The organism is Photorhabdus hindustanensis (genome assembly GCF_002968995.1).
GTDB classification, from domain to species: domain Bacteria; phylum Pseudomonadota; class Gammaproteobacteria; order Enterobacterales; family Enterobacteriaceae; genus Photorhabdus; species Photorhabdus akhurstii.
In genome coordinates, this window is record NZ_PUWT01000007.1 from 21046 (window position 1) to 42252 (window position 21207).

Here is a 21207-nt window from a genome sequence, read left to right on the forward strand (position 1 = left end):
TTTATTCAAAAGAGTTACTGAGATCCTGCAAACAAAATCGTTCCTTTTGGATGCGGGTAGTAATCCACCCCTTATTTCTGGGCCGTCGGCCGAACAAGTCTGACGGTATAAAATTGGAGTAGAAAAAGATGATAAACACAACGAAAAAGAGACTACTTACTGCCAGCATCAGCGCTGCACTGAGTATGGTAATGGCAAGTCAGGTCTTTGCTGCAAAAGTGCCTGATGGCGTTCAATTGGCTGATAAACAGGTTTTAGTCCGTAATAACGGCTCTGAACCGCAATCGTTAGATCCACATAAGATTGAAGGAGTGCCAGAATCACATTTGGCCCGTGATCTGTTTGAAGGTGTTGTCATCGTTGGCCCGAATGGCGAAATTTTGCCAGGTTCTGCGACCAGTTGGGAAAATAAAGACTTTACCGTCTGGACATTCCATATGCGTAAAGATTCTAAGTGGTCTAATGGCGATCCTGTCACGGCCCATGATTTTGTTTACAGTTGGCAACGTCTGGCCGATCCTAATACTGCTTCTCCCTATGAAAGTTACCTCCAGTATGCCCATATCACCAATATTGACGACATTATCGGTGGCAAAAAGAAACCAGATGCTCTGGGAGTAAAGGCGCTGGATGACTATACATTGCAGCTTACATTGAGCGAAGCGGTTCCTTATTTACCAAGGCTTTTGGCTCACTCTTCGATGGCGCCGGTGCATAAAGCTACGGTAGAAAAATATGGCGAAAAATGGACTCAGCCACAGAATTTTGTTGGTAATGGGGCTTATAAACTGAAAAATTGGGTAGTTAACGAACGTATTGTGATGGAACGCAGCCCGACCTACTGGGATAACAAAAATACCGTTATTGATCAGGTGACTTTCCTGCCAATTTCGTCAGAGGTCACGGATGTAAACCGTTATCGCAGTGGCGAAATTGATATGACTTATACCAATTTGCCGATTGAGCTATTCCAGAAACTGAAAAAAGAGATCCCGAACGAGTTGCATATTAACCCAATTTTATGTACGTATTACTACGAAATTAATAACGAAAAACCCCCATTTAATGATCCCCGCGTCCGTACTGCACTGAAATTGGCTATGGACCGAGATATTGTGGCTAATAAAGTAAAAGCACAGGGTGATATCCCGGCTTCCGGTTATACACCGCCGGTTACTGATGGTATGAAAGAGATGAAACCAGTGTGGTTTACTGGTTGGAGTCAGGAACAGCGCAACCAGGAGGCCAAAAAATTACTGGCTGAAGCAGGTTATAATAAAGATAACCCACTGAAATTTAACTTGCTTTATAACACTTCCGATCTGCATAAGAAAATTGCAATCGCGGTAGCTTCTATTTGGAAGAAAAATTTAGGTGCTGATGTTCGTTTAGAAAACCAAGAGTGGAAAACTTTCCTTGATACTCGACATCAGGGGAATTATGACGTAGCTCGTGCGGGGTGGTGTGCGGATTATAACGAACCATCTTCATTCCTGAATTCAATGCTTTCTTATAGTAGTAATAACACATCTCATTATAAGAGTGATGAGTTTGATAAACTGATGAAAGAATCTCTGAAAGTGGCAACAGATGATGAACGTGCTGCTGTTTACCAGAGAGCAGAAGCGCAGTTAGACAAAGATTCGGCTATTGTCCCGCTTTATTACTATGTGAATACCCGGTTAGTGAAGCCCTATGTTGGTGGCTATACAGGGAAAGATCCTTTGGATAATTTACACACCAAAGATTTTTATATTATCAAACACTAATCGTTGTAAAGCAGCCCGGAAAGGGCTGCTTTAGTGCCAAATTATTTTAAGGCCAGGGTTAAGGGCCAACACATAGGAACGGGCGATGCTTAAGTTTATTTTACGCCGTTGTTTAGAGGCGATCCCGACACTTTTTATTCTTATCACTATTTCGTTTTTCATGATGCGGCTGGCGCCAGGCAGCCCATTTACCGGCGAGCGGAAATTGCCGCCAGAAGTGATGGCAAACATTGAAGCGAAATATCATTTGAATGACCCAATTTATAAACAATATTTTGATTACTTAATTCAACTCACTAAAGGAGATTTCGGGCCTTCTTTTAAATATAAGGACTACTCGGTTAACGATCTCGTCGCAACAGCGTTTCCAGTATCGGCTAAATTAGGGGCTTCGGCATTTATCATGGCGGTTGTTTTGGGGGTCAGCGCCGGGGTTATTGCTGCACTTAACCAAAATACCAAGTGGGATTATACGGTGATGGGATTCGCCATGACGGGGGTTGTTATCCCAGGTTTTGTTGTAGCGCCGTTGTTAGTACTGGGGTTTGCTATTCATCTTAAATGGTTGCCGGGAGGAGGTTGGAATGGCGGTGCGCCAAAATATATGATTTTACCGATGGTAGCACTCTCTTTGGCCTATATCGCCAGTATCTCCCGTATTACCCGTAGTTCGATGATAGAAGTGTTGCACTCTAACTTTATCCGTACTGCGCGTGCCAAGGGGTTGCCATTACGTGTCATCATTTTCCGCCATGCTTTAAAGCCTGCATTGTTACCGGTTATCTCTTATATGGGGCCTGCTTTTGTCGGCATCATTACTGGTTCGATGGTGATTGAAACGATCTTCGGGTTGCCGGGAATAGGGCAATTGTTTGTTAATGGCGCATTAAACCGTGATTATTCGTTAGTGTTAAGTCTGACGATTTTAGTTGGTAGCTTGACTATTTTTTTCAATGCGATTGTTGATGTGTTGTACGCTGTTATCGATCCGAAAATTCGTTATTAAGACTGGAGCACGCAATGATAGTTAACAAACAAAACAGCGAAGCTCTGGAAAATTTCTCTGAGCAATTAGAAATCGAAGGGCGTAGTTTGTGGCAGGATGCACGACGCCGTTTTATTCACAACCGGGCAGCGATTGCCAGTTTGTGTCTGTTATCTTTGATTACCTTGTTTGTGATCCTGGCGCCGATGTTGGCTCAATTCACTTATGATGATACTGACTGGGCCATGATGTCGATGCCGCCTGATTCTGAGTCAGGTCACTATTTTGGTACAGATTCTTCTGGACGTGATTTGCTGGTGCGTGTTGCTATTGGAGGACGCATTTCGTTGATGGTTGGGATTGCAGCCGCTTTGGTGGCGGTAGTCGTCGGAACCTTATATGGATCATTATCTGGCTATTTGGGTGGAAAAATAGACTCAGTAATGATGCGTCTGCTGGAAATTCTGAACTCATTTCCATTCATGTTCTTTGTGATTCTGTTGGTGACCTTCTTCGGACAGAATATTTTTCTGATATTTGTCGCCATCGGTATGGTGTCATGGCTGGATATGGCGCGTATTGTCCGTGGTCAGACATTGAGCCTAAAACGTAAGGAGTTTATTGAAGCGGCGCTGGTGTGTGGTGTGTCAACCCGTCATATTGTGCTGCGCCATATTGTCCCTAATGTATTGGGAGTGGTGGTAGTTTATGCATCTTTATTAGTGCCTAGTATGATTCTGTTTGAATCGTTTCTTAGCTTTCTGGGATTGGGAACTCAAGAACCGTTAAGCAGTTGGGGAGCATTGTTAAGCGATGGTGCGAATTCGATGGAAGTTTCCCCGTGGTTACTGTTGTTTCCTGCCGGTTTTCTGGTGGTGACACTGTTTTGTTTTAACTTTATCGGCGATGGCTTGCGTGATGCCCTCGATCCGAAAGATCGTTAAGGAGGTAACATGGACAGCGTTAAAAACCAGAAAAGTTCTGAACCGTTGTTAATTGTTAAAGAGTTGGACGTAACTTTTAGTACCCCGGACGGGGATGTTACGGCGGTGAACAAGCTGAATTTTGATTTACGAGCAGGGGAAACACTAGGGATTGTGGGTGAATCTGGTTCTGGAAAATCACAAACTGCTTTTGCTTTGATGGGGCTACTTGCCAGAAACGGCAAAATTGGCGGTTCCGCTATTTTTAATGGTAGGGAAATTCTTAACCTTGAAGAAAAAGCGCTTAACCGCATGAGAGCGGAAGAGATATCAATGATATTTCAAGACCCAATGACATCTCTCAATCCCTATATGCGTATCGGCGATCAACTGACAGAAGTATTGATGTTGCATAAGCATATGAGTAAAAGCGAGGCATACCTTGAATCGATTCGGATGCTGGATGCCGTCAAAATGCCGGAAGCGCTTAAACGAATGCGGATGTATCCGCATGAATTTTCTGGTGGAATGCGTCAGCGTGTGATGATCGCAATGGCGTTGTTATGTCGACCAAAATTGTTGATTGCTGACGAACCGACAACCGCACTTGATGTCACAGTTCAGGCTCAGATTATGACCCTACTGAATGAGCTGAAACGGGAATTTAATACCGCGATTATTATGATTACTCACGATTTGGGGGTAGTTGCCGGTATTTGTGACAAAGTGTTGGTGATGTATGCGGGGAGAACGATGGAATATGGCTCGGCTCGTGAAGTGTTTTATCAACCAACTCATCCTTATTCTATTGGCCTGCTTAATGCTGTTCCACGTCTTGATGGTGATGAAGTAGCATTGACGACCATTCCCGGAAATCCGCCTAACTTATTACGATTGCCGAAAGGGTGTCCGTTTCAGCCACGCTGTCAGTTTTCAGTAGGCCGTTGTGTAGATTGTGAACCGGGGTTAGAGACATTTGGCAACGGGCGTTTGCGAGCTTGCTTTAAGGCACCGGAGGAATTGGTATGAGCCCGATTGAAGAAAGACGAGTGCTGCTGGAAGTAGCAGATCTAAAAGTTCACTTTGATATCAAAGATGGCAAACAGTGGTTCTGGCAACCAACAAAAACCTTGAAAGCGGTTGATGGCGTTACATTAAGGTTATACGAAGGGGAAACTCTTGGTGTGGTTGGTGAATCCGGTTGCGGTAAGTCGACTTTTGCTCGTGCAATTATCGGATTGGTCAAGTCTTCTGGTGGTTCAGTAACTTGGTTGGGAAAAAGCCTGCTGGATATGGATGATAAACAGTGGCGAGATATTCGCAGTGATATCCAGATGATATTCCAGGACCCATTAGCATCCTTAAATCCGCGAATGACGATTGGCGATATTATCGCTGAGCCACTGCGCACTTATCATCCAAAGATGAAAGAGCCGGAAATTAAAGAGCGGGTAAAAACAATGATGATGAAGGTTGGATTACTGCCGAATCTGATTAACCGTTACCCGCATGAATTTTCTGGTGGTCAGTGTCAACGTATCGGGATTGCTCGTGCACTTATTCTTGAACCTAAGTTGGTGATTTGTGATGAGCCGGTATCTGCACTTGATGTATCCATTCAGGCTCAAGTAGTAAACCTGTTGCAGGAATTACAACGAGAAATGGGGCTATCGCTAATTTTTATTGCCCATGATCTGGCGGTGGTTAAGCACATATCTGATCGTGTACTGGTGATGTATCTTGGACATGCGGTGGAATTGGGTACTTATGATGAGGTTTATCATAATCCACAACACCCTTATACCAAAGCATTGATGTCGGCAGTGCCAGTGCCTGATCCAGATAAAGAACGAAATAAACACATTGAATTATTGGAGGGAGAATTACCGTCGCCCATCAATCCGCCATCAGGATGCATTTTTCGTACACGTTGCCCAATGGCAGATCCTGAGTGTGCTAAAACACGGCCATTGATGGAAGGAAGTTTCCGCCATGCGGTGTCTTGTTTAAAGGTTGATCCATTGTAGTTAAGGTTAATCGATTGTAGTTACTGAGGAATATTGTAAGGCATTAAATGTGAGAGTTACTTTTTGGGTTTTGTGTTGGGATTCAGACCTGCGTCAAAACGGGTAACTCTCACTCTTTGAAGAAGAAAAGAGCCGATAAAATCACTGACCTTAATTTTTCAATCTTTCCACAAAATATGGTAAATCGAGTGAGATTTTTCCCGGCAAATAAGAATGCGAGCGAAAACATCGTTGATCTCGGCATCTTCAGATTCTGCCAGCCCGATAATGACCTCGGCAAAAAAATCAGGGTTCGGATCAAAATCCACGTATTTAACCCACTCATCAGGAGGGGGTAGTAATTCTGCTCCGCCACGTATTTCGAATTGTAAGCTAAACAGTAGAATATCAGCGGGGTCGAGGTTGGATGAAGCCAGTTCAAGAAAGATGTCATAGGCTTTCTCAAGGGTTTCATCTTCTGTCATTCGGTTATTGATGTCTAAATCCATAGCTTGTGAGGATCTGTTGTCCATATTGATTTATTCGTGGGTCATGATGAGGGAATTAAAGCATGTTGAAGCGTTGATTGGTACCCCCGTCTTTACAAGACGAGGGTGTTGGTCACAGTAGTGGGCTAAAAAAGTAACAAATACGTTCAATTATACGATGCCACAAAGGGCGTTGTTCCCACTCCTTGGTTTCCAGCAATGTAGAATGGGCGATATAATCATATTGCACCAGTGTCAGATCATTACCAAAGTTTTCATCATCAATAACCACGGTAATTTCGAAATTTAGCCACAGGCTACGCATATCGAGATTCACTGAACCCACCATGCTGAGTTGACCATCAACTAAAACGCTTTTGGTATGTAGCAAGCCATCTTCAAACTGGTAAATCTTAACACCGGCATTTAACAATTCAGCAAAAAATGCACGGCTTGCCCAACGCACTAAGAAGAAATTATTTCTGCGTGGAACGATAATAATAACTTCAACCCCTCGTAAGGCTGCGGTGCAAATAGCATTTATCAGGTCATCACTGGGAACAAAATAAGGGGTAGTTAAAATCAGTTGTTTACGGGCAGAGAAAATGGCCGTCATTAAAGATTGTTGAATCAATTCCTCGGGGAATCCAGGGCCGGATGCAATAACCTGAGTTGTGTGCCCGCTAGCCTGTTCAAATGGCATAATATTGTTATCCGGTGATGGAGGAAAGATACGTTGACCTGTTTCCATTTCCCAGTCACAGGCGTAAATAACCCCCATAGTCGTGGTAACTGGTCCTTCCATGCGCACCATGATATCGATCCATTGACCAACGCCGGCATCTTGTTTAAAGAAGCGCGGATCGACCATATTCATACTGCCGGCATAAGAAATATAATCGTCTATCAAGATAATTTTACGATGCTGGCGCAAATCCATTCGGCGTAGAAATAGGCGGAATATGTTGACCGGCAAAGCTTCAACAAATTCAATTCCCGCCTGGCGCATGATATCCGGGTATTGGCTACGGCAATATAACCAGCTACCGGCTGAATCCACCATAATACGGCATCTGACGCCTCGGTGTGCTGCGGCCATAAGAGCATCAGTCACTTGTTCAACTAAGCCGCCGGATTGCCAGATGTAAAACACCATATCAATGCTGTGTTTGGCATTCTCAATATCTTTGATAATGGTTTTCAGTGAATGGTCATAGGTTGTCAGCAATTGGATCTTATTGCCTTTAACGCCTTCAAGCCCTTGTCGTCGTTCGCAAAGCTGGAATAAAGGCGTCGCGACTTCGCTATTTTCCGTGGCGAAGATATGACGAGATTTACGCAGTTCTTCAAGCCATACGGTTGTTGAAGGCCACATGGCTTTTGCTTGTTCAACTCTGCGCTTTCCCAAATGCAGCTCGCCAAACGACAGGTAAGCGATGATTCCAACTAAGGGAAGGATATAAATAATCAACAGCCAGGTCATAGCGGAGGTGACCGGCCGACGCTTTATCAGAATGCGTAAGGTGATACTGGCAACAATCAACCAATAAAAGAAAATAGCAAGCCAACTTAGGACGGAATAAAAGGTTGTCATATTCGGCAATCAATCCTGTTTTGTTCAGACATCTTTGGTGGCGTTTGACACAGTTTCCTCAAGATCGGGATATAAACGATCTAATTAACCCGATGAATTTACCAAAAAATCGGCAAATATACTGCAAGCATCATACTTGATATTGGTCATTTCGCATTATTGATATAAAAAGTACTATCCAGATACGCCTTGGATATCTTTTTTAAAGGCTTATAATGAGCGTGATATTTTTATAGGTATGACTTTATGAAACGTAGTCGGAATGAAGTAGGGCGGTGGCGGATGTTACGCCAGAATTCTAACCGTCGGCGCCGTTGGCTGGAAGGGCAATCAAGACGTAATTTACGCATTTATTCACTACGTAAATTAAATGGTTATAAACAGCGTCGAGCTTTATTGTTTGTTCAGCATGGCGAATGGATACATTGAAAAAATAATATTTTTGGCCTTATATTCACGCTCACCTACAATCTTTATTGAATATGATTGCTATTTGCATTTAAACTAGCAGTCATTCGAGGATTGACTATTATGCTGCTAATCAAGAATTCCCTTATGCGCTGGATACGTTGGCCAATATTGTTATCAGTTTGTTTGCACATTTCTATTGCTGCCGCCCTTTTTTGTTCTGCAATGCCGGAAAAACAGTCTGATGTTGCACTTATGTCTGTCGCTATGATTCAGTTAGCGGCTGAAGAAGCTCCTGTTTCGGAGCCGGCAGCGCCTGAGCCTGAATCAGAGCCGGAGGAACCGGAACCTGTTCCGGAGCCGGTAATTCCAAAACCAGAGGTGAAGAAACCGAAACCAGAAGTGAAGAAGAAGGTTGTTAAAAAGCAATCTGAACCCGTTGAAAAGAGAGCTGAACAACCGGAAAAACCGCAGTTTAATCAGAATGCGCTGGCTAACCGTACTGATAATAATCAGAATAAACCGGTGGTTAAACCGCAGAATGGGCCAAGGGCATTAAGTAAAGCGTTACCTGTCTACCCATCCAGGGCTTCAGCATTGGGTACCGAAGGCTATGTGAAAGTCAAATATGATATTGATGAAGATGGACGGGTAAGAAATATAGAAGTCATTGGCGCTAATCCACCCAATATTTTTGAAAGGGAGGTGAAAAAAGCGATGAGAAAATGGCGCTTTGAAAAAATACCTGCGGTTGGTTATATCACAACCGTTGAATTCAAAATTACGGGTATATCTCAATCCTGATTGTCGGGGAAATGGAAATAAAAAAGGAGCATTATTAACACGCTCCTTTTTCCATTAATAATTAGCCTTATTCGTTAGTGCTGCTAGCGAGTTGAAAGTGGGTTTTGCCTTCTGGCAATCGACGGGAGGCATTATCTTCATTAACCGCAACATAAGTGAATACCGCTTCGGTTGCACGATAGCGTTGACCGACAGGTGCAGAGGCGACTTTCTTCACCCAGACTTCGATGTTGATGGTAATCGAACTGTTACCGGTTTTGAGACAGTGTGCATAGCAGCAGACGACATCACCAACGGCGACAGGTTTCAGGAAAGTAATACCATCTACTCTGACAGTGACAACACGGCCTTCCGCAATTTCTTTTGCCAGAATTGCACCACCAATATCCATTTGTGACATTAACCATCCACCAAAAATATCTCCATTGGCGTTGGTATCAGCGGGCATAGCCAGTGTGCGGAGGACTAACTCTCCGTTAGGTAATTGTTGTTGTGTCATTGAAAACTTTACTTTATTTGATGAAAAAATAATACCTGCCTACTGACGATGGCAGGCAGGTATCCATTGGAATGGGGTTACTTCTGTTCGCGTGGCAGGTGACGGTAAATATATACTACACTGAGCACGGTGAAAACCAGAGTCAGGGCAGTCAGACCAAATACTTTAAAATTAACCCAGACATCTTGTGGTAACCAAAATGCGACATAAATATTAGCCAGCGCACAGGCGATAAAAAACAGCGCCCACGCCATATTGAGTTTGTTCCAGACAAGATCAGGTAAAACTAACTCTTTTCCTAGCATTTTCTGAATCAGTGGTTTTTTCATAAACCATTGGCTGCCTAACAAGGCTAATGAGAATAATGCATAGATGACTGTAACTTTCCATTTGATAAATAGATCACTGTGGAAAGCTAAAGTCAGAGTACCGAAGACAGCCACCATGATAAAAGTGATCAGGGAAGATTTCTCTACTTTCCGGTAAATGAAATAAGTAATAGCGACAGCTAAACCGGTGGCGGCGATCAGCGCTCCAGAAGCGTAAAAAATGTCATACATTTTGTATACGACAAAAAAGACGACTAAAGGTAGAAAGTCTAAAAGTTGTTTCATATTTGAACCTATCGTAATTCCGGCATCTGATTATCATCCGATTTTAGTCATTTTGAAATCTATAGGGTATATCTCTCAATAAAAAAGATTTTTATCGATCGGTTTCGCAGAATTCTATCATAAAGAGCGGCGTAATTAACTTCCGGTTGTCAGTGAGCATATAACGCAGCATTATAGCTAAAACCCGTTGAAAAATAAGAGGGCATAAACCAGATGCAGTGGAAAAAACTACAGCGTTGGATGCCAGGGTTGGGCAATTTTTCTCATTATCGCAAGGAATGGTTTAGTCATGATTTAAGAGCCGGGCTTTCTGTCGCCGCAGTTGCGCTGCCGGTTGCGATTGCTTACGCTGAATTGATGGGAATAAGTGCAATTATCGGCCTTTATGCATGCATTTTACCTATGTTCGCTTATGCATTATTTGGTACCTCAAGACAGTTGATTGTCGGACCAGATGCAGCAACGTGTGCCGTTATTGCAGCGGCTGTCGCGCCATTGGTTTTTGATAATGAAGATGTACGCTGGCAGCTGACAATCGTAATGACCTTAATGACCGGGATATGGTGTGTTCTCGCCAGTCACTTCCGATTAGGCGCGTTTGCTGATTTTCTTTCCAAACCGATCCTGAAAGGATTAATGAACGGTGTTGCATTGACAATCATTGTGGATCAGCTAGCTAAAGTGTTTGGTTTTGCTGGCGTTCCGGCGGGATTGATTGAACGGGTGATCGCATTACCTGCCAAACTGATGGGTACGCATTTACCGACGCTAGCAATGTCTGTTGCTACGGTGTTGATTTTGCTCGCTGTGCGTTTCTTGCGTCCGACTTGGCCGGGGCCTTTGTTGGCAATGGTATTAGCGACTTATTTAAGCTGGCAATTTGGTCTGGAAAAATATGGCATCCAGATTGTTGGTAGTGTCAGCGGTGGGGGATTACCAGTTGTACCAGTGCCCGATTTCCAGCCAGGCATTATGCGTGAGCTAGTTATCCCATCGTTGAACCTTGCTGTTATCAGTTTTGTCAGTTTTATGATGACGGCCCGTAGCTTTGCCAGTAAAAATGGTTATCAGATTGATGCAGATTGTGAACTTAGAGCTTTAGGCATTGCGAATATCGCTTCTGCTTTATCACAAGGATTTGCTGTCAGTGCTGCCAGCAGTCGTACTGCGGTTAATGATGCGATTGGTGGGAAAACGCAATTGGTCTCGGTTATCGCAGCGACCATTATTCTGCTGATTTTGTTATTTATGACAAGTTTCCTGGCTTATATCCCGTTGTCATCGCTTGGTGTGGTGTTGATTTATTCGGCATCGTCACTGTTGGACTTACGGCGGATCTGGTCACTGAGGAAAAGAAATCATCAGGCATTTACTTTATCACTATTTACATTAATTGCCGTGCTGGTGGTTGGCTTGATTAACGGTGTTGGTTTCGCCGTTTTGCTTGGTTTATTACAGTTTTTGCGAACTATATTCCGCCCGACAGATCAGCTCTTAGGGGTGAATGACCAAGGAATGATTCATTCAATTAATCATGGCAATGATATTAAACCAATAGATGGCGTAATGATGTATCGATTTAATTCACCATTGACTTATTTCAATGTCAGCTATTTTAAAAAGCGGGTGTTGCAGCATGTTGACAGGATTCAAAAACTTAACAAAACTCAAAAACATCCGGGTTGGCTGGTTGTCGATGCGGCTGTGAGTTTTACCCATGATGATGTCAGTGTATTTGCCGCCATTGATGAGTTGATTAATGAATTGAAAGTAAGAGATGTCACATTGGTGCTCGCCGGACGCCGGACAGAACTTACCCGTTGGATAAAACAAAATAGACTGCAAAGTAGTGATGACGATCTGATTGTGGTGCCCGATCTCTATTTTGCGGTACGAATGATCCAAAGTAAGCCTGAATGGTACTCGAATTACATTAAAAGATAATAATTTACAGTTGGTTGTTCACTTGAAGTTCGTTGAATAAAAGAATATGATTAGATCATAATAAACAAGGAGGTTTTAGTCATGCAATTTGATTCAGGTTTGGACGTCTTACTTGGGTTGCATGGTCAGAGAGTCATTGATGAAATTATCGCTGAACGCGAAAAAAGAGGGTAATACGATGAAAGCACTCATTGGCGTGATGAATGAAGAGCTTATACGCAAGCGCACATTGGCTATTATTAAAGGTGAATATGTTGTTCAACCTGATGAGCCTAAAATCTGGTTTACTTCCATGATTGCGCTTGCTCAAGTACTTAGCAGTGACAATATTGCGCTTCTGCGTCTTATCGATGAGCACAAACCAGAGACAATCGCAGAGCTGGCTAATCTGTCAGGAAGGAAACCAAGCAACTTGTCAGTCACATTAAAGACGCTTAGCCGACATGGTTTTGTCACGCTTGAAAAAAGTAATAAAAGTGTAAAACCAAAGGCACTGTTTACTGATTTTGAAATAAAAATTGAGCAAGAAATTAATGAAAGGGTTATGTCATCTTGTGGGGCTAAAAATATAGCAGCTTGAAATCGAAAATTTAATACTATGTAAATTAACACAACGTAAATTTGTCTATAACTTTCAGCCTCATAGTTTTATCACTGTGGGGTCTGATTGAATAATAATTCAACTGTAATAGCGTTATTGAAAACCGCGAGTGAATACGAGAAATAAAATAATCACATTTGATAATTATAATTGGAAAAAATAGTTATTAATTCCTGAACGTATGATTATTGAGCGTTATTCTTCTATTATCTGAGATGTCAGATTCTGAATACCTGCCTTATTTTAAAATTTCTTTTTAAAAAACAATATGATTGAAGCATTAAGTATTTAATACCACATTACATTTTGTTTTTCGATAAGTATATTTTAACAAAGCAAATCATTATTACTTGTACAATAACTATTTAGGACGTTCCAATGAAAAAGGCATTGATAGCCTCAGCAGTGGCAGTTGGTTTATCTGTATTCACATTTGCAGCAAATGCCGGTGAACACACGGTTTCGGGTGGCTATGCTCAGAGTCATGTGAAAGTTGATGGTGAAAAGCTTGATGAAAACCCAAAAGGCTTTAACGTGAAATATCGCTACGAGCTGGATAATAATTGGGGTGTTATTAGTTCATTCACGCTGACACATCAGGGCTATGATTTCTACGATTATGGCGGCAAAGTGGGTACGGCTGATTTAGATTATTATTCTTTGATGGTTGGCCCTACATACCGTTTTAATGAATATGTGAGTGTATACGGTCTGGTTGGTGCTGCACATGGGAAGGTAAAGGGTGAAACTTCTGCGTTGGGTGTTGTCTATGACTATGACTTTGACTATAAAGAAAGTAAGACATCTGCTGCTTACGGTTTAGGATTGCAGTTTAACCCTATGCCAAATTGGGTTATTGACGCGTCTTATGAATATTCAAAAGTAGGTAACTACAAAGTAGGCACTTGGGTAATTGGTGCGGGTTATCGATTCTAAATAGTATTTCCAATGTAGTCGTTCCTTTAAAGGGAATTCAGTCCAACTTTTGCGCTCTGTGCAATCTCATTAAGTGACTGAAGATAATAAAGTAATGTTAGAACCGACTCCCTGTTAGCTTAGTTTGGCAGATAGTTTATCCATCAAGGCTATCGAAATAATGAGGACAGGGAGTACGGATTTTCATCAGGGATTATTAAAACCGGATATATGTTTGTGACTACTTTTTGTCAGAAAATCTTATTTATAGATTTGTATTGGTTTAGTCTCCATATATCTATTTAGTTGAAATTGTTAGTCCATGTTTAGCCATATAATCTGAAGATTATTCCTTTATTAGTTATCACTATTATTCTAGACAAAATTCCCTGTTGTAAAACAGGGAATTTTTTTGCTTTTATCTCAATAGTGAAATGATGAAATTCTAATAAGTACAAAAAACATCCGATTAAAATGGAGAAATTCTTCTGCTCAAAGTGGGAAACCGTTATTACTTGATCTTGTTAAACGGAAACTTAACAACAAACAGTATTGAGTTGTTTTCTATTGGTTGCTGATAAATAATTGCGGTCCGTAATTAATCTTTTCTATATTTTTATATAACATTAGGGATTTTCAATGAAAAGAACATTGGTAGCGTCAGTGGTGGCAGCGAGTTTATCTGTATTTGCATTTGCGGCAAATGCCGGTGAACACACGATTTCGGGTGGTTATGCTCAGGGTCATGTGAAAGCTGATAAAGTTAATGATAAAAAGCTTGATCTTGATGAAAACCTAAAAGGCTTTAACTTGAAATATCGCTACGAATTGGATAATAATTTTGGGGTTATTAGTTCATTCACATATACACACAAGGGGATCGAACCGATGCCTTCTGTTAAAGCTGATATGGATTATTATTCTCTAATGGCGGGTCCTACATATCGTTTTAATGAATATGTCAGTGCATACGGTCTGATTGGTGCTGCACATGGAAAGGTAAAGAGTGAAGGTTCTAACTCTAACTCTGACTTTAAATACAATAAGACATCAGTGGCTTATGGCCTAGGATTACAGTTTAACCCTATGCCAAATTGGACTATTGACACATCCTATGAATATTCAAAACTGAATGATATTAAAATAGGCACTTGGGTAGTTGGTGTTGGTTATCGGTTCTAACCGAAATTCTCTAATTAATATTTAATTAGTTCCCTTTTCTATAGAATTCCCTGTTGAAAAACAGGGAATTTTTTTGCGTTTTAGTTCAATCCAGATATAACAGCTTGTTCTGTTTATCCCCATAGTTTTATCACTATGGGGTTTTGTTTGAATAGTTGCTTTATATTGATTTTGGTTGTGGAGAGGCAATCAACATATACAACCGGAACAGATAAATCAGCAAAATAGCTGAAATGAGGTTATTGAACACACCAAGAATAATCCCTGCCATCTCACTGTGAATGAATGTTAGGCGGTCAATAATAAATACCAGCAAGAGCCTTGCGGTCAGCCATAAAAGAATTGCCGGAACCAGCAGGCGAATATTAGCAAATGCCAGTTTCCAGCTTATTTTCATAGAAGCAAAAACGCCGCGACGTTCAGCAGTCATAATAACGGGTGATAAAGCCAGGGCGATAGACAAAATAATGCCTGGTACTAGCATAAGCATCAAGCCCAGTTGAATTAACAGGGTGCAGATAAGCAGTAATAGGAACAGTTTCGGTAATTGGCTTGCTGATAAACCAATTGCCTGTAATGAAGAAATACGGTTTCCCGCTGAAACTGCCGCGACCAGCGTCAGTACGCCGCCGACCAGTAGCACGCTGCCAATCATACTTGAGAAAATGGTCCCGATTCCCGCTCGCATGATCATTGACTGTTGCTCTGGGGTCATTTGAGACACCAGCTCCTGAATACCGGCCTTGCCTGAAGTGGCAAACGTAAATTCTGCTTCTGTCAGCAACTTCATCTGTTCGCTGTCAGGAATAAACAGGTGCCCCAATAAGGTGGTAACCAGAGCCGCCAGAACGGCCAAAGTCAGGGTACTTAACAGTTGATTTTTGAAAAAGTTAAAACTGTCACGGTACAGGGTATTCGCCGTGATTGGCATGAAGACAGCTCCTATCAGGTTAAACAACAATGCATAAGGGGTGATTGTACCTTGTTATGGGGAAATGTGGATAGTAGAAACGAGATGATACGGATAAATTAATGGTTAACTGTGATTGTTGATAGTAGAAAAAAAGTTCTTCACTTTATATTCTTAAGATAAAAATAAACATAAAATTAACCTTATTAAAACATAATTGAAATATAATGGTAAGGAAAGATAAAACGTCGGAATGAATATATAAATAAAAGATTTATAACTGATTAATAATAAATAAATTTTGATCTTGATCAATTTAAAATAATCCCTAATTGAAATAATAATATCATAAATATGCGGTTTTACTGAAATTCTTTGAAAGATGTGATCTGTCTTGGATCATAAATTCTAATATATGAGTATATTTTAATTGACTTTAAATCACAGTAATGGGATGAATAATGAAAAAAATTTCTGCATTTGTATTAGCAGCGGCAACTTTAGCACCATCATTCGCTTTTGCTCATGAAGCGGGTGATTTTATTTTCCGCACAGGTACTGCGACGGTAAGACCTAATACGGGGTCTGACAATGTATTAGGGGTGGGTTCTTTGAGTGCGGATAATAATACCCAGATGGGTTTAACCTTCAGTTATATGATTACCGATAATATTGGTTTTGAATTACTGGCAGGGACACCCTTCCAGCATCGGGTAAGTTTACCGGGTGTTGGTGATATTGCTAAAGTAAAACATCTCCCGCCGACATTAATGGCGCAATACTATTTCGGTTCTAAAGAAAGTAGTTTCCGTCCTTATGTTGGTGTTGGTCTTAACTACACCACTTTCTTTAACGAAAAATTCAACGGCAATTCGGCTGTTAAAGATAATAACTTACATAGTCTGGATTTGAAGGATTCCTGGGGTGTTGCGGGGCAGGTTGGTCTGGATTATGAGTTAGATCAGAATTGGATGTTGAACGCCTCTGTGTGGTGGGTAAACATTGAAACGGATGTGAAATTTAAAGCAGGTGACCAGCAATATAAAATTGATACCCGGCTTGATCCGTGGGTATTTATGTTTGGGGTTGGTTATCACTTTTAATATAAAAATGGGGCAGATTTTGCCCCATTTTTTGTATTAAAGTTGAGTGGCAGACTTCATTTTTGATACAAATTCAGCCAGTTTTTCCAGCATTATTTTTGGCTGGAGAAGATTTTCTTCGATAATTTTAACAACGGCAGATCCTGAAATGGCTCCCGCTGCGCCGCTTGCTAATGTTTCTTTTACCTGCTTAGGTTCTGAAATCCCAAATCCCTGTAACGGTGGCGCAGCATGATATTCCCGTAGTTTATTGACTAAATGATTTAACGGTTTTTCACCTCGTCTTTCTATACCGGTCACTCCTGCTCTTGATAATAGGTAGGTATATCCTCGTCCATAAGAAGCAATTTCACGTAATAGTTCATCTTCCGCGTTGGGAGGGCAGATAAAAATAGGAGCGATACCATGTTTCATCGCTGCGGTACGGAATGGTCGTGATTCTGATATGGGAACATCTGCAACTAATACTGAATCGACCTCTGCATCTTTGCAACGGCGGTAGAACTCGTCTATGCCATGATGAAAAACTAGGTTGGCATACATTAATAAACCAATAGGAATATCAGGATATTTTGCCCGAATTTTTGTTAATAGCTCAAAACAGAGTGTGGGGGTTACATTTGAGGAGAAGGCTCTAAGATTAGCGTTCTGAATGGTTGGGCCGTCAGCCAGTGGATCAGAAAAAGGAATACTTAACTCAAGAGCGTCAGCGCCACTTGCAATCAGAGTATCAATAATTTCCAGTGATAATTCCGGGTTTGGATCGCCTAGTGTGACAAAGGGGACAAAAGCACCTTGTTTACGACTTTCCAGTTGTTTAAATAGCTGCTCGTAACGTTCCATTAGATTTCCCCTCTGGATTTTAAAATATCATGGACAGTAAATATGTCTTTATCACCGCGACCGGATAGATTAACGATCAGTAGTTGCTCTTTATCAGGCGCTTGATGGATCATTTTTAAAGCATAAGCCAGCGCATGAGAGGATTCGAGGGCTGGAATAATACCTTCTTCACGGGAAAGCGTTTTGAACGCTTCTAATGCTTCATCATCGGTGATAGAAACATAGTCAGCCCGCCCAATACTGTTCAGATAGGCATGTTGAGGGCCGACGGAAGGGAAATCCAGACCGGCGGAAATAGAATAAGATTCTTCAATCTGGCCTTCATCTGTCTGCATCATTGGCGATTTCATACCAAAATAGATCCCCAATTTGCCATGTTTCAGTGGAGCGCCATGTTTACCGGTTTCAATACCTAGCCCGGCAGGTTCAATACCGATGAGGCGAACTGATGTTTCAGGAATAAATTCGGCAAACATGCCAATGGCATTGGAGCCTCCACCGACACAGGCCAACACGGCATCGGGTAGGCGTCCCTCTTTTGCCAGAATTTGGGATTTGGCTTCTTCGCCGATCATACGCTGGAACTCTCGAACCATCGTTGGATAGGGATGGGGTCCAGCGGCAGTCCCTAATAAATAGTGGGCTTTATCGTAGCTGCCAGACCAATCACGTAATGCTTCATTGCAGGCATCTTTTAAGGTAGCAGAGCCGCTGTGGACCGGAATGACTTCGGCTCCCATCAGGCGCATGCGGAAAACATTAGGGGATTGGCGCTCCACATCTTTAGCACCCATATAAATGCGGCATTTCATATTTAAAAGTGCGCAAGTGAGGGCGGTTGCCACACCATGTTGACCAGCGCCGGTTTCCGCAATAATTTCGTTTTTGCCCATGCGTTTCGCCAATAATGCCTGACCAAGTACCTGATTGGTTTTATGAGCGCCGCCGTGTAATAGATCTTCACGTTTCAGATAAAGACGAGTTTTGGTGCCTTTTGTCAGATTACGGCATAACGTTAATGCCGTTGGCCTGCCGGCATAATTTTTCAGTAGATCTTGAAATTCTTGCTGGAATTCGGGATCTTGTTGAGCGGCAATAAATGCGGCTTCTAATTGTTCAAGGGCTGGAATAAGGATCTGTGGTACAAATTGTCCACCGAAATCACCAAAATAGGGGTTAAGCTTACTCATTATTCTATTTGTCCATTGTAATTAATCGGAAGATTGTAATTAACTGGGAAATTGTTGCTTATTGGTAACAGCGTAGAAGCTGAAACACTTTATTTAATTTATGACTGCTTTTAATACCGGGGGCGCTTTCGACGCCAGAATTAAAATCAAGTCCGCAACAGCCATATTTTGCTGCTTGTTGGCAATTTTCTTCATTTAACCCACCGGCTAGCATGACATTGGCGAGTAATTGCTTTTCAAGTAATTGCCAATCGAAACTTTGGCCGGTTCCACCTTTGCCGTTATCAAGTAAATAACGGTCAACATTTTCGGCTTGGACGTGAAATGCCTCTTTCGACATATCAATTGCCTTCCAGATTTGACAATTTTCAGGCAGTGTTTTTCGCAGTTCCGTAATATAAACTTCGCCTTCTGCGCCATGTAATTGCACCGCAGCCAGAGAAAGGGTACGGGCGGTATGACTGATGAATGCAGATGATTGATTTTGAAATACCCCTACATATTTGAGATTTGCTGCATTGATAATTTGTTGGGCTTGTTGAATATTAATATTACGTGGTGAATGTTCAGCAAATATCAAACCACCATAAACAGCACCTGCCTGTAATGCTGCTTTAGCATCTTGTGGACGCGTTAACCCACAGACTTTATTTTCACCCAAAATCAATTGACGTAATGCTAAGTCCAGATTGGATTGGGCCATTAAAGCACTGCCAATGAGAAAGCCATTAGCATAATGACTAAGATCACGAATTTGTTGATGCTGGTGGATGCCAGATTCGCTGATAACAATTGTTTCTTTTGGTAACTGTGGCGCAAGTTGCTTGGTACGGTTTAAATCGATAGAAAGATCTCTCAGATCACGGTTATTGATACCTATCACTTTAGCTTTTAGCACCACTGCTCTGGCTCGCTCTTCCTCTGAACTGACTTCCGTCAGTACGCCCATATTCAGGCTATGCGCAAGTTCAGACAGCGCAATATATTGCTGATCATCAAGGATAGAAAGCATCAGTAAAATTGCATCGGCTTGATAATAACGGGCAAGATAAATTTGATAAGGATCGATAATAAAATCTTTGCACAATACCGGCTGGTGAACAGTATCACTGACTAAGCGAAGAAATTCATAGCTACCCTGAAAATATTTTTCATCAGTTAATACAGAGATGGTGGCAGCATAAGGCTGATAAATTTTCGCTATTTGAATGGGATCAAAATCCTGACGAATAATGCCTTTAGAAGGAGATGCCTTTTTACATTCCAGAATAAAAACCGTCTGTTCACTACTTAACGCCTGATAAAAATGACGATTGCTGGCAACAACGGCATCAATAAAACCTTCCAATGGTTGCTGTTGTTTGCGATCAATAAGATATTCGGCTTTATCATTAACAATTTTCTGTAAAATGGTGGCTTGCATGATTAACTCCTTGTTGCAAGTGCTATGACTCGTTCATAAGCTCGGCCACTGTGAATGGCTTCGAGAGCTTGTTGGGTGTTATGACGTAAATTTTCCTGTCCATGAATTTTCATTAACAGGGCAACGTTAGCCGCAACGGCATCAGCATGCGCTTTCTTGCCTCGCCCTTGTAACAATAAACTGAGCATTTCACGATTATCCTCTGGTGAACCTCCTTTTAATGCGGATATTGGATGATGTTGTAAACCAAAATCTTCAGCATTTAATTGATAATGGATAATTTCTCCATCATTAAGTTCTGCAACTTTCGTTGGCGCATGTAGTGCGACTTCATCCATGCCGCCGCTGTGAACAACCGCCGCCCGTTGATAGCCGAGAACCTGTAAAGTGCGGGCAATAGGTTCAACTAGCTCAGGGCTGTAGACGCCAATTAAAGCCAGTGGTGGACGAGCCGGGTTAATCAGAGGACCTAATATATTGAATAGCGTCCGGGTTTTCAGTTGTTGACGTACCGGCATCGCATGACGGAATCCAAGATGATATTGAGGTGCAAATAGGAAACAGATGCCGATTTCATCTAATGCGCTACGGGCACATTCCGCGCTGACATCAAGAGCGATACCAAACGCTGCCAACAAATCAGAAGAACCTGATCGACTGGAAACACTGCGATTACCATGTTTGGCGACTTTAATCTGACAAGTCGCGGCGACGAAGGCACTGGCGGTTGAAATATTGATGCTGTTCGCGCCATCACCGCCTGTTCCGACGATATCGCAGAAAGTGTAATCCGGCCGTGGAAATGGCAGGGCATTTGCCAGTAATGCTTGGGCTGCGCCGGCGATCTCCTGAGGTTGTTCACCGCGTAATTTCATGCTGATAAGTACAGCAGCGAGTTGTGATTCACTTAATTCTCCTTGAATAATGGCTGCAAATAGTTGCTGGCTTTCTTGTTGCGTCAGTGTCTGCGCATTAAACAATTTGTTGAAAATAGCCTGCATTTTCA

General features: G+C 41.9%; 21 protein-coding genes. 12 read left to right on the plus strand and 9 right to left on the minus strand.

Translation table 11 applies throughout. The annotated features are described in order from the left end of the window. Nucleotides 1-128: 128 nt before the first annotated feature. The 5 genes from oppA to oppF all read left to right on the plus strand — a co-directional run bounded on the left by oppA (nt 129) and on the right by oppF (nt 5704). The gene (gene oppA, locus C6H66_RS03030) at nt 129-1769 is read left to right on the plus strand and encodes an oligopeptide ABC transporter substrate-binding protein OppA (protein WP_105394775.1); all 1641 of its coding nucleotides are present in this window, start codon (nt 129-131) and stop codon (nt 1767-1769) included. Nucleotides 1770-1854: 85 nt separating this feature from the next. Beyond that, complete coding sequence (oppB, locus tag C6H66_RS03035; protein WP_036777141.1) at nt 1855-2775, plus strand: oligopeptide ABC transporter permease OppB; 921 nt, start codon at nt 1855-1857, stop codon at nt 2773-2775. Between the two features lie 14 nt (nt 2776-2789). Continuing rightward, a complete protein-coding gene (gene oppC, locus C6H66_RS03040; RefSeq protein ID WP_036777138.1) occupies nt 2790-3698 on the plus strand; it encodes an oligopeptide ABC transporter permease OppC in 909 nt (302 codons plus the stop codon). A 9-nt stretch (nt 3699-3707) separates the two neighbouring features. Continuing rightward, complete coding sequence (gene oppD, locus C6H66_RS03045) at nt 3708-4706, plus strand: ABC transporter ATP-binding protein (RefSeq protein WP_046397244.1); 999 nt, start codon at nt 3708-3710, stop codon at nt 4704-4706. Beyond that, nucleotides 4703-5704 (plus strand): murein tripeptide/oligopeptide ABC transporter ATP binding protein OppF, encoded by a 1002-nt coding sequence (gene oppF / locus C6H66_RS03050; protein WP_105394776.1) that lies wholly within the window; start codon nt 4703-4705, stop codon nt 5702-5704. Before oppD ends, oppF begins: the two co-directional genes overlap by 4 nt. A gap of 158 nt (nt 5705-5862) precedes the next feature. Here the strand turns inward: oppF and C6H66_RS03055 are convergent, their stop codons facing one another. After that, nucleotides 5863-6192, minus strand: a complete 330-nt coding sequence (locus tag C6H66_RS03055; protein WP_105394777.1) for an HI1450 family dsDNA-mimic protein — start codon at nt 6190-6192, stop codon at nt 5863-5865. 112 nt (nt 6193-6304) lie between these two features. Then, complete coding sequence (gene cls, locus C6H66_RS03060; RefSeq protein ID WP_105394778.1) at nt 6305-7765, minus strand: cardiolipin synthase; 1461 nt, start codon at nt 7763-7765, stop codon at nt 6305-6307. A 246-nt stretch (nt 7766-8011) separates the two neighbouring features. On the opposite strand from cls, the gene C6H66_RS03065 reads away from it, so the two are divergent. Further along, the gene (locus C6H66_RS03065) at nt 8012-8194 is read left to right on the plus strand and encodes a YciY family protein (RefSeq protein ID WP_036777128.1); all 183 of its coding nucleotides are present in this window, start codon (nt 8012-8014) and stop codon (nt 8192-8194) included. Between the two features lie 102 nt (nt 8195-8296). Further along, nucleotides 8297-8977 carry a TonB system transport protein TonB gene (tonB, locus tag C6H66_RS03070; RefSeq protein ID WP_052105680.1) on the plus strand — a complete coding sequence of 227 codons (681 nt, stop codon included), beginning with the start codon at nt 8297-8299 and terminating at the stop codon, nt 8975-8977. 67 nt (nt 8978-9044) lie between these two features. Here tonB and yciA read toward each other — a convergent pair whose 3' ends face one another. Further along, nucleotides 9045-9476, minus strand: coding sequence for an acyl-CoA thioester hydrolase YciA (yciA, locus tag C6H66_RS03075; RefSeq protein ID WP_036805693.1), 432 nt, complete (start codon nt 9474-9476; stop codon nt 9045-9047). A 77-nt stretch (nt 9477-9553) separates the two neighbouring features. After that, nucleotides 9554-10090, minus strand: a complete 537-nt coding sequence (locus C6H66_RS03080) for a septation protein A (RefSeq protein ID WP_046397247.1) — start codon at nt 10088-10090, stop codon at nt 9554-9556. 213 nt (nt 10091-10303) lie between these two features. On the opposite strand from C6H66_RS03080, the gene C6H66_RS03085 reads away from it, so the two are divergent. The 4 genes from C6H66_RS03085 to C6H66_RS03100 all read left to right on the plus strand — a co-directional run bounded on the left by C6H66_RS03085 (nt 10304) and on the right by C6H66_RS03100 (nt 14732). Next, nucleotides 10304-12034: a SulP family inorganic anion transporter gene (locus tag C6H66_RS03085; RefSeq protein ID WP_105394779.1), complete on the plus strand. Its 1731-nt coding sequence runs from the start codon at nt 10304-10306 to the stop codon at nt 12032-12034. 178 nt (nt 12035-12212) lie between these two features. Continuing rightward, nucleotides 12213-12614 (plus strand): HVO_A0114 family putative DNA-binding protein, encoded by a 402-nt coding sequence (locus tag C6H66_RS03090; protein WP_046397249.1) that lies wholly within the window; start codon nt 12213-12215, stop codon nt 12612-12614. A 399-nt stretch (nt 12615-13013) separates the two neighbouring features. Further along, nucleotides 13014-13571 (plus strand): Ail/Lom family outer membrane beta-barrel protein, encoded by a 558-nt coding sequence (locus C6H66_RS03095; protein ID WP_105394780.1) that lies wholly within the window; start codon nt 13014-13016, stop codon nt 13569-13571. 618 nt (nt 13572-14189) lie between these two features. After that, nucleotides 14190-14732, plus strand: a complete 543-nt coding sequence (locus C6H66_RS03100; protein WP_105394781.1) for an Ail/Lom family outer membrane beta-barrel protein — start codon at nt 14190-14192, stop codon at nt 14730-14732. A 160-nt stretch (nt 14733-14892) separates the two neighbouring features. Here C6H66_RS03100 and C6H66_RS03105 read toward each other — a convergent pair whose 3' ends face one another. Continuing rightward, on the minus strand, nt 14893-15663 hold the full coding sequence (locus C6H66_RS03105; protein ID WP_105394782.1) for a YciC family protein: 771 nt from the start codon (nt 15661-15663) through the stop codon (nt 14893-14895). Nucleotides 15664-16103: 440 nt separating this feature from the next. On the opposite strand from C6H66_RS03105, the gene ompW reads away from it, so the two are divergent. Then, nucleotides 16104-16745 carry an outer membrane protein OmpW gene (ompW, locus tag C6H66_RS03110; protein ID WP_036805710.1) on the plus strand — a complete coding sequence of 214 codons (642 nt, stop codon included), beginning with the start codon at nt 16104-16106 and terminating at the stop codon, nt 16743-16745. 36 nt (nt 16746-16781) lie between these two features. Here the strand turns inward: ompW and trpA are convergent, their stop codons facing one another. The 4 genes from trpA to trpD are packed head-to-tail and all read right to left on the minus strand — an operon-like array spanning nt 16782 to nt 21202. After that, nucleotides 16782-17588 (minus strand): tryptophan synthase subunit alpha, encoded by an 807-nt coding sequence (trpA, locus tag C6H66_RS03115; protein WP_105394783.1) that lies wholly within the window; start codon nt 17586-17588, stop codon nt 16782-16784. Next, on the minus strand, nt 17588-18778 hold the full coding sequence (gene trpB / locus C6H66_RS03120) for a tryptophan synthase subunit beta (RefSeq protein ID WP_046397255.1): 1191 nt from the start codon (nt 18776-18778) through the stop codon (nt 17588-17590). Before trpB ends, trpA begins: the two co-directional genes overlap by 1 nt. A 58-nt stretch (nt 18779-18836) precedes the next feature. Then, entirely contained in the window at nt 18837-20201 is a 1365-nt protein-coding gene (gene trpCF, locus C6H66_RS03125; protein ID WP_105394784.1) for a bifunctional indole-3-glycerol-phosphate synthase TrpC/phosphoribosylanthranilate isomerase TrpF, read from the minus strand. Between the two features lie 2 nt (nt 20202-20203). Beyond that, nucleotides 20204-21202: an anthranilate phosphoribosyltransferase gene (gene trpD, locus C6H66_RS03130; protein ID WP_046397257.1), complete on the minus strand. Its 999-nt coding sequence runs from the start codon at nt 21200-21202 to the stop codon at nt 20204-20206. Nucleotides 21203-21207 lie beyond the last annotated feature (5 nt).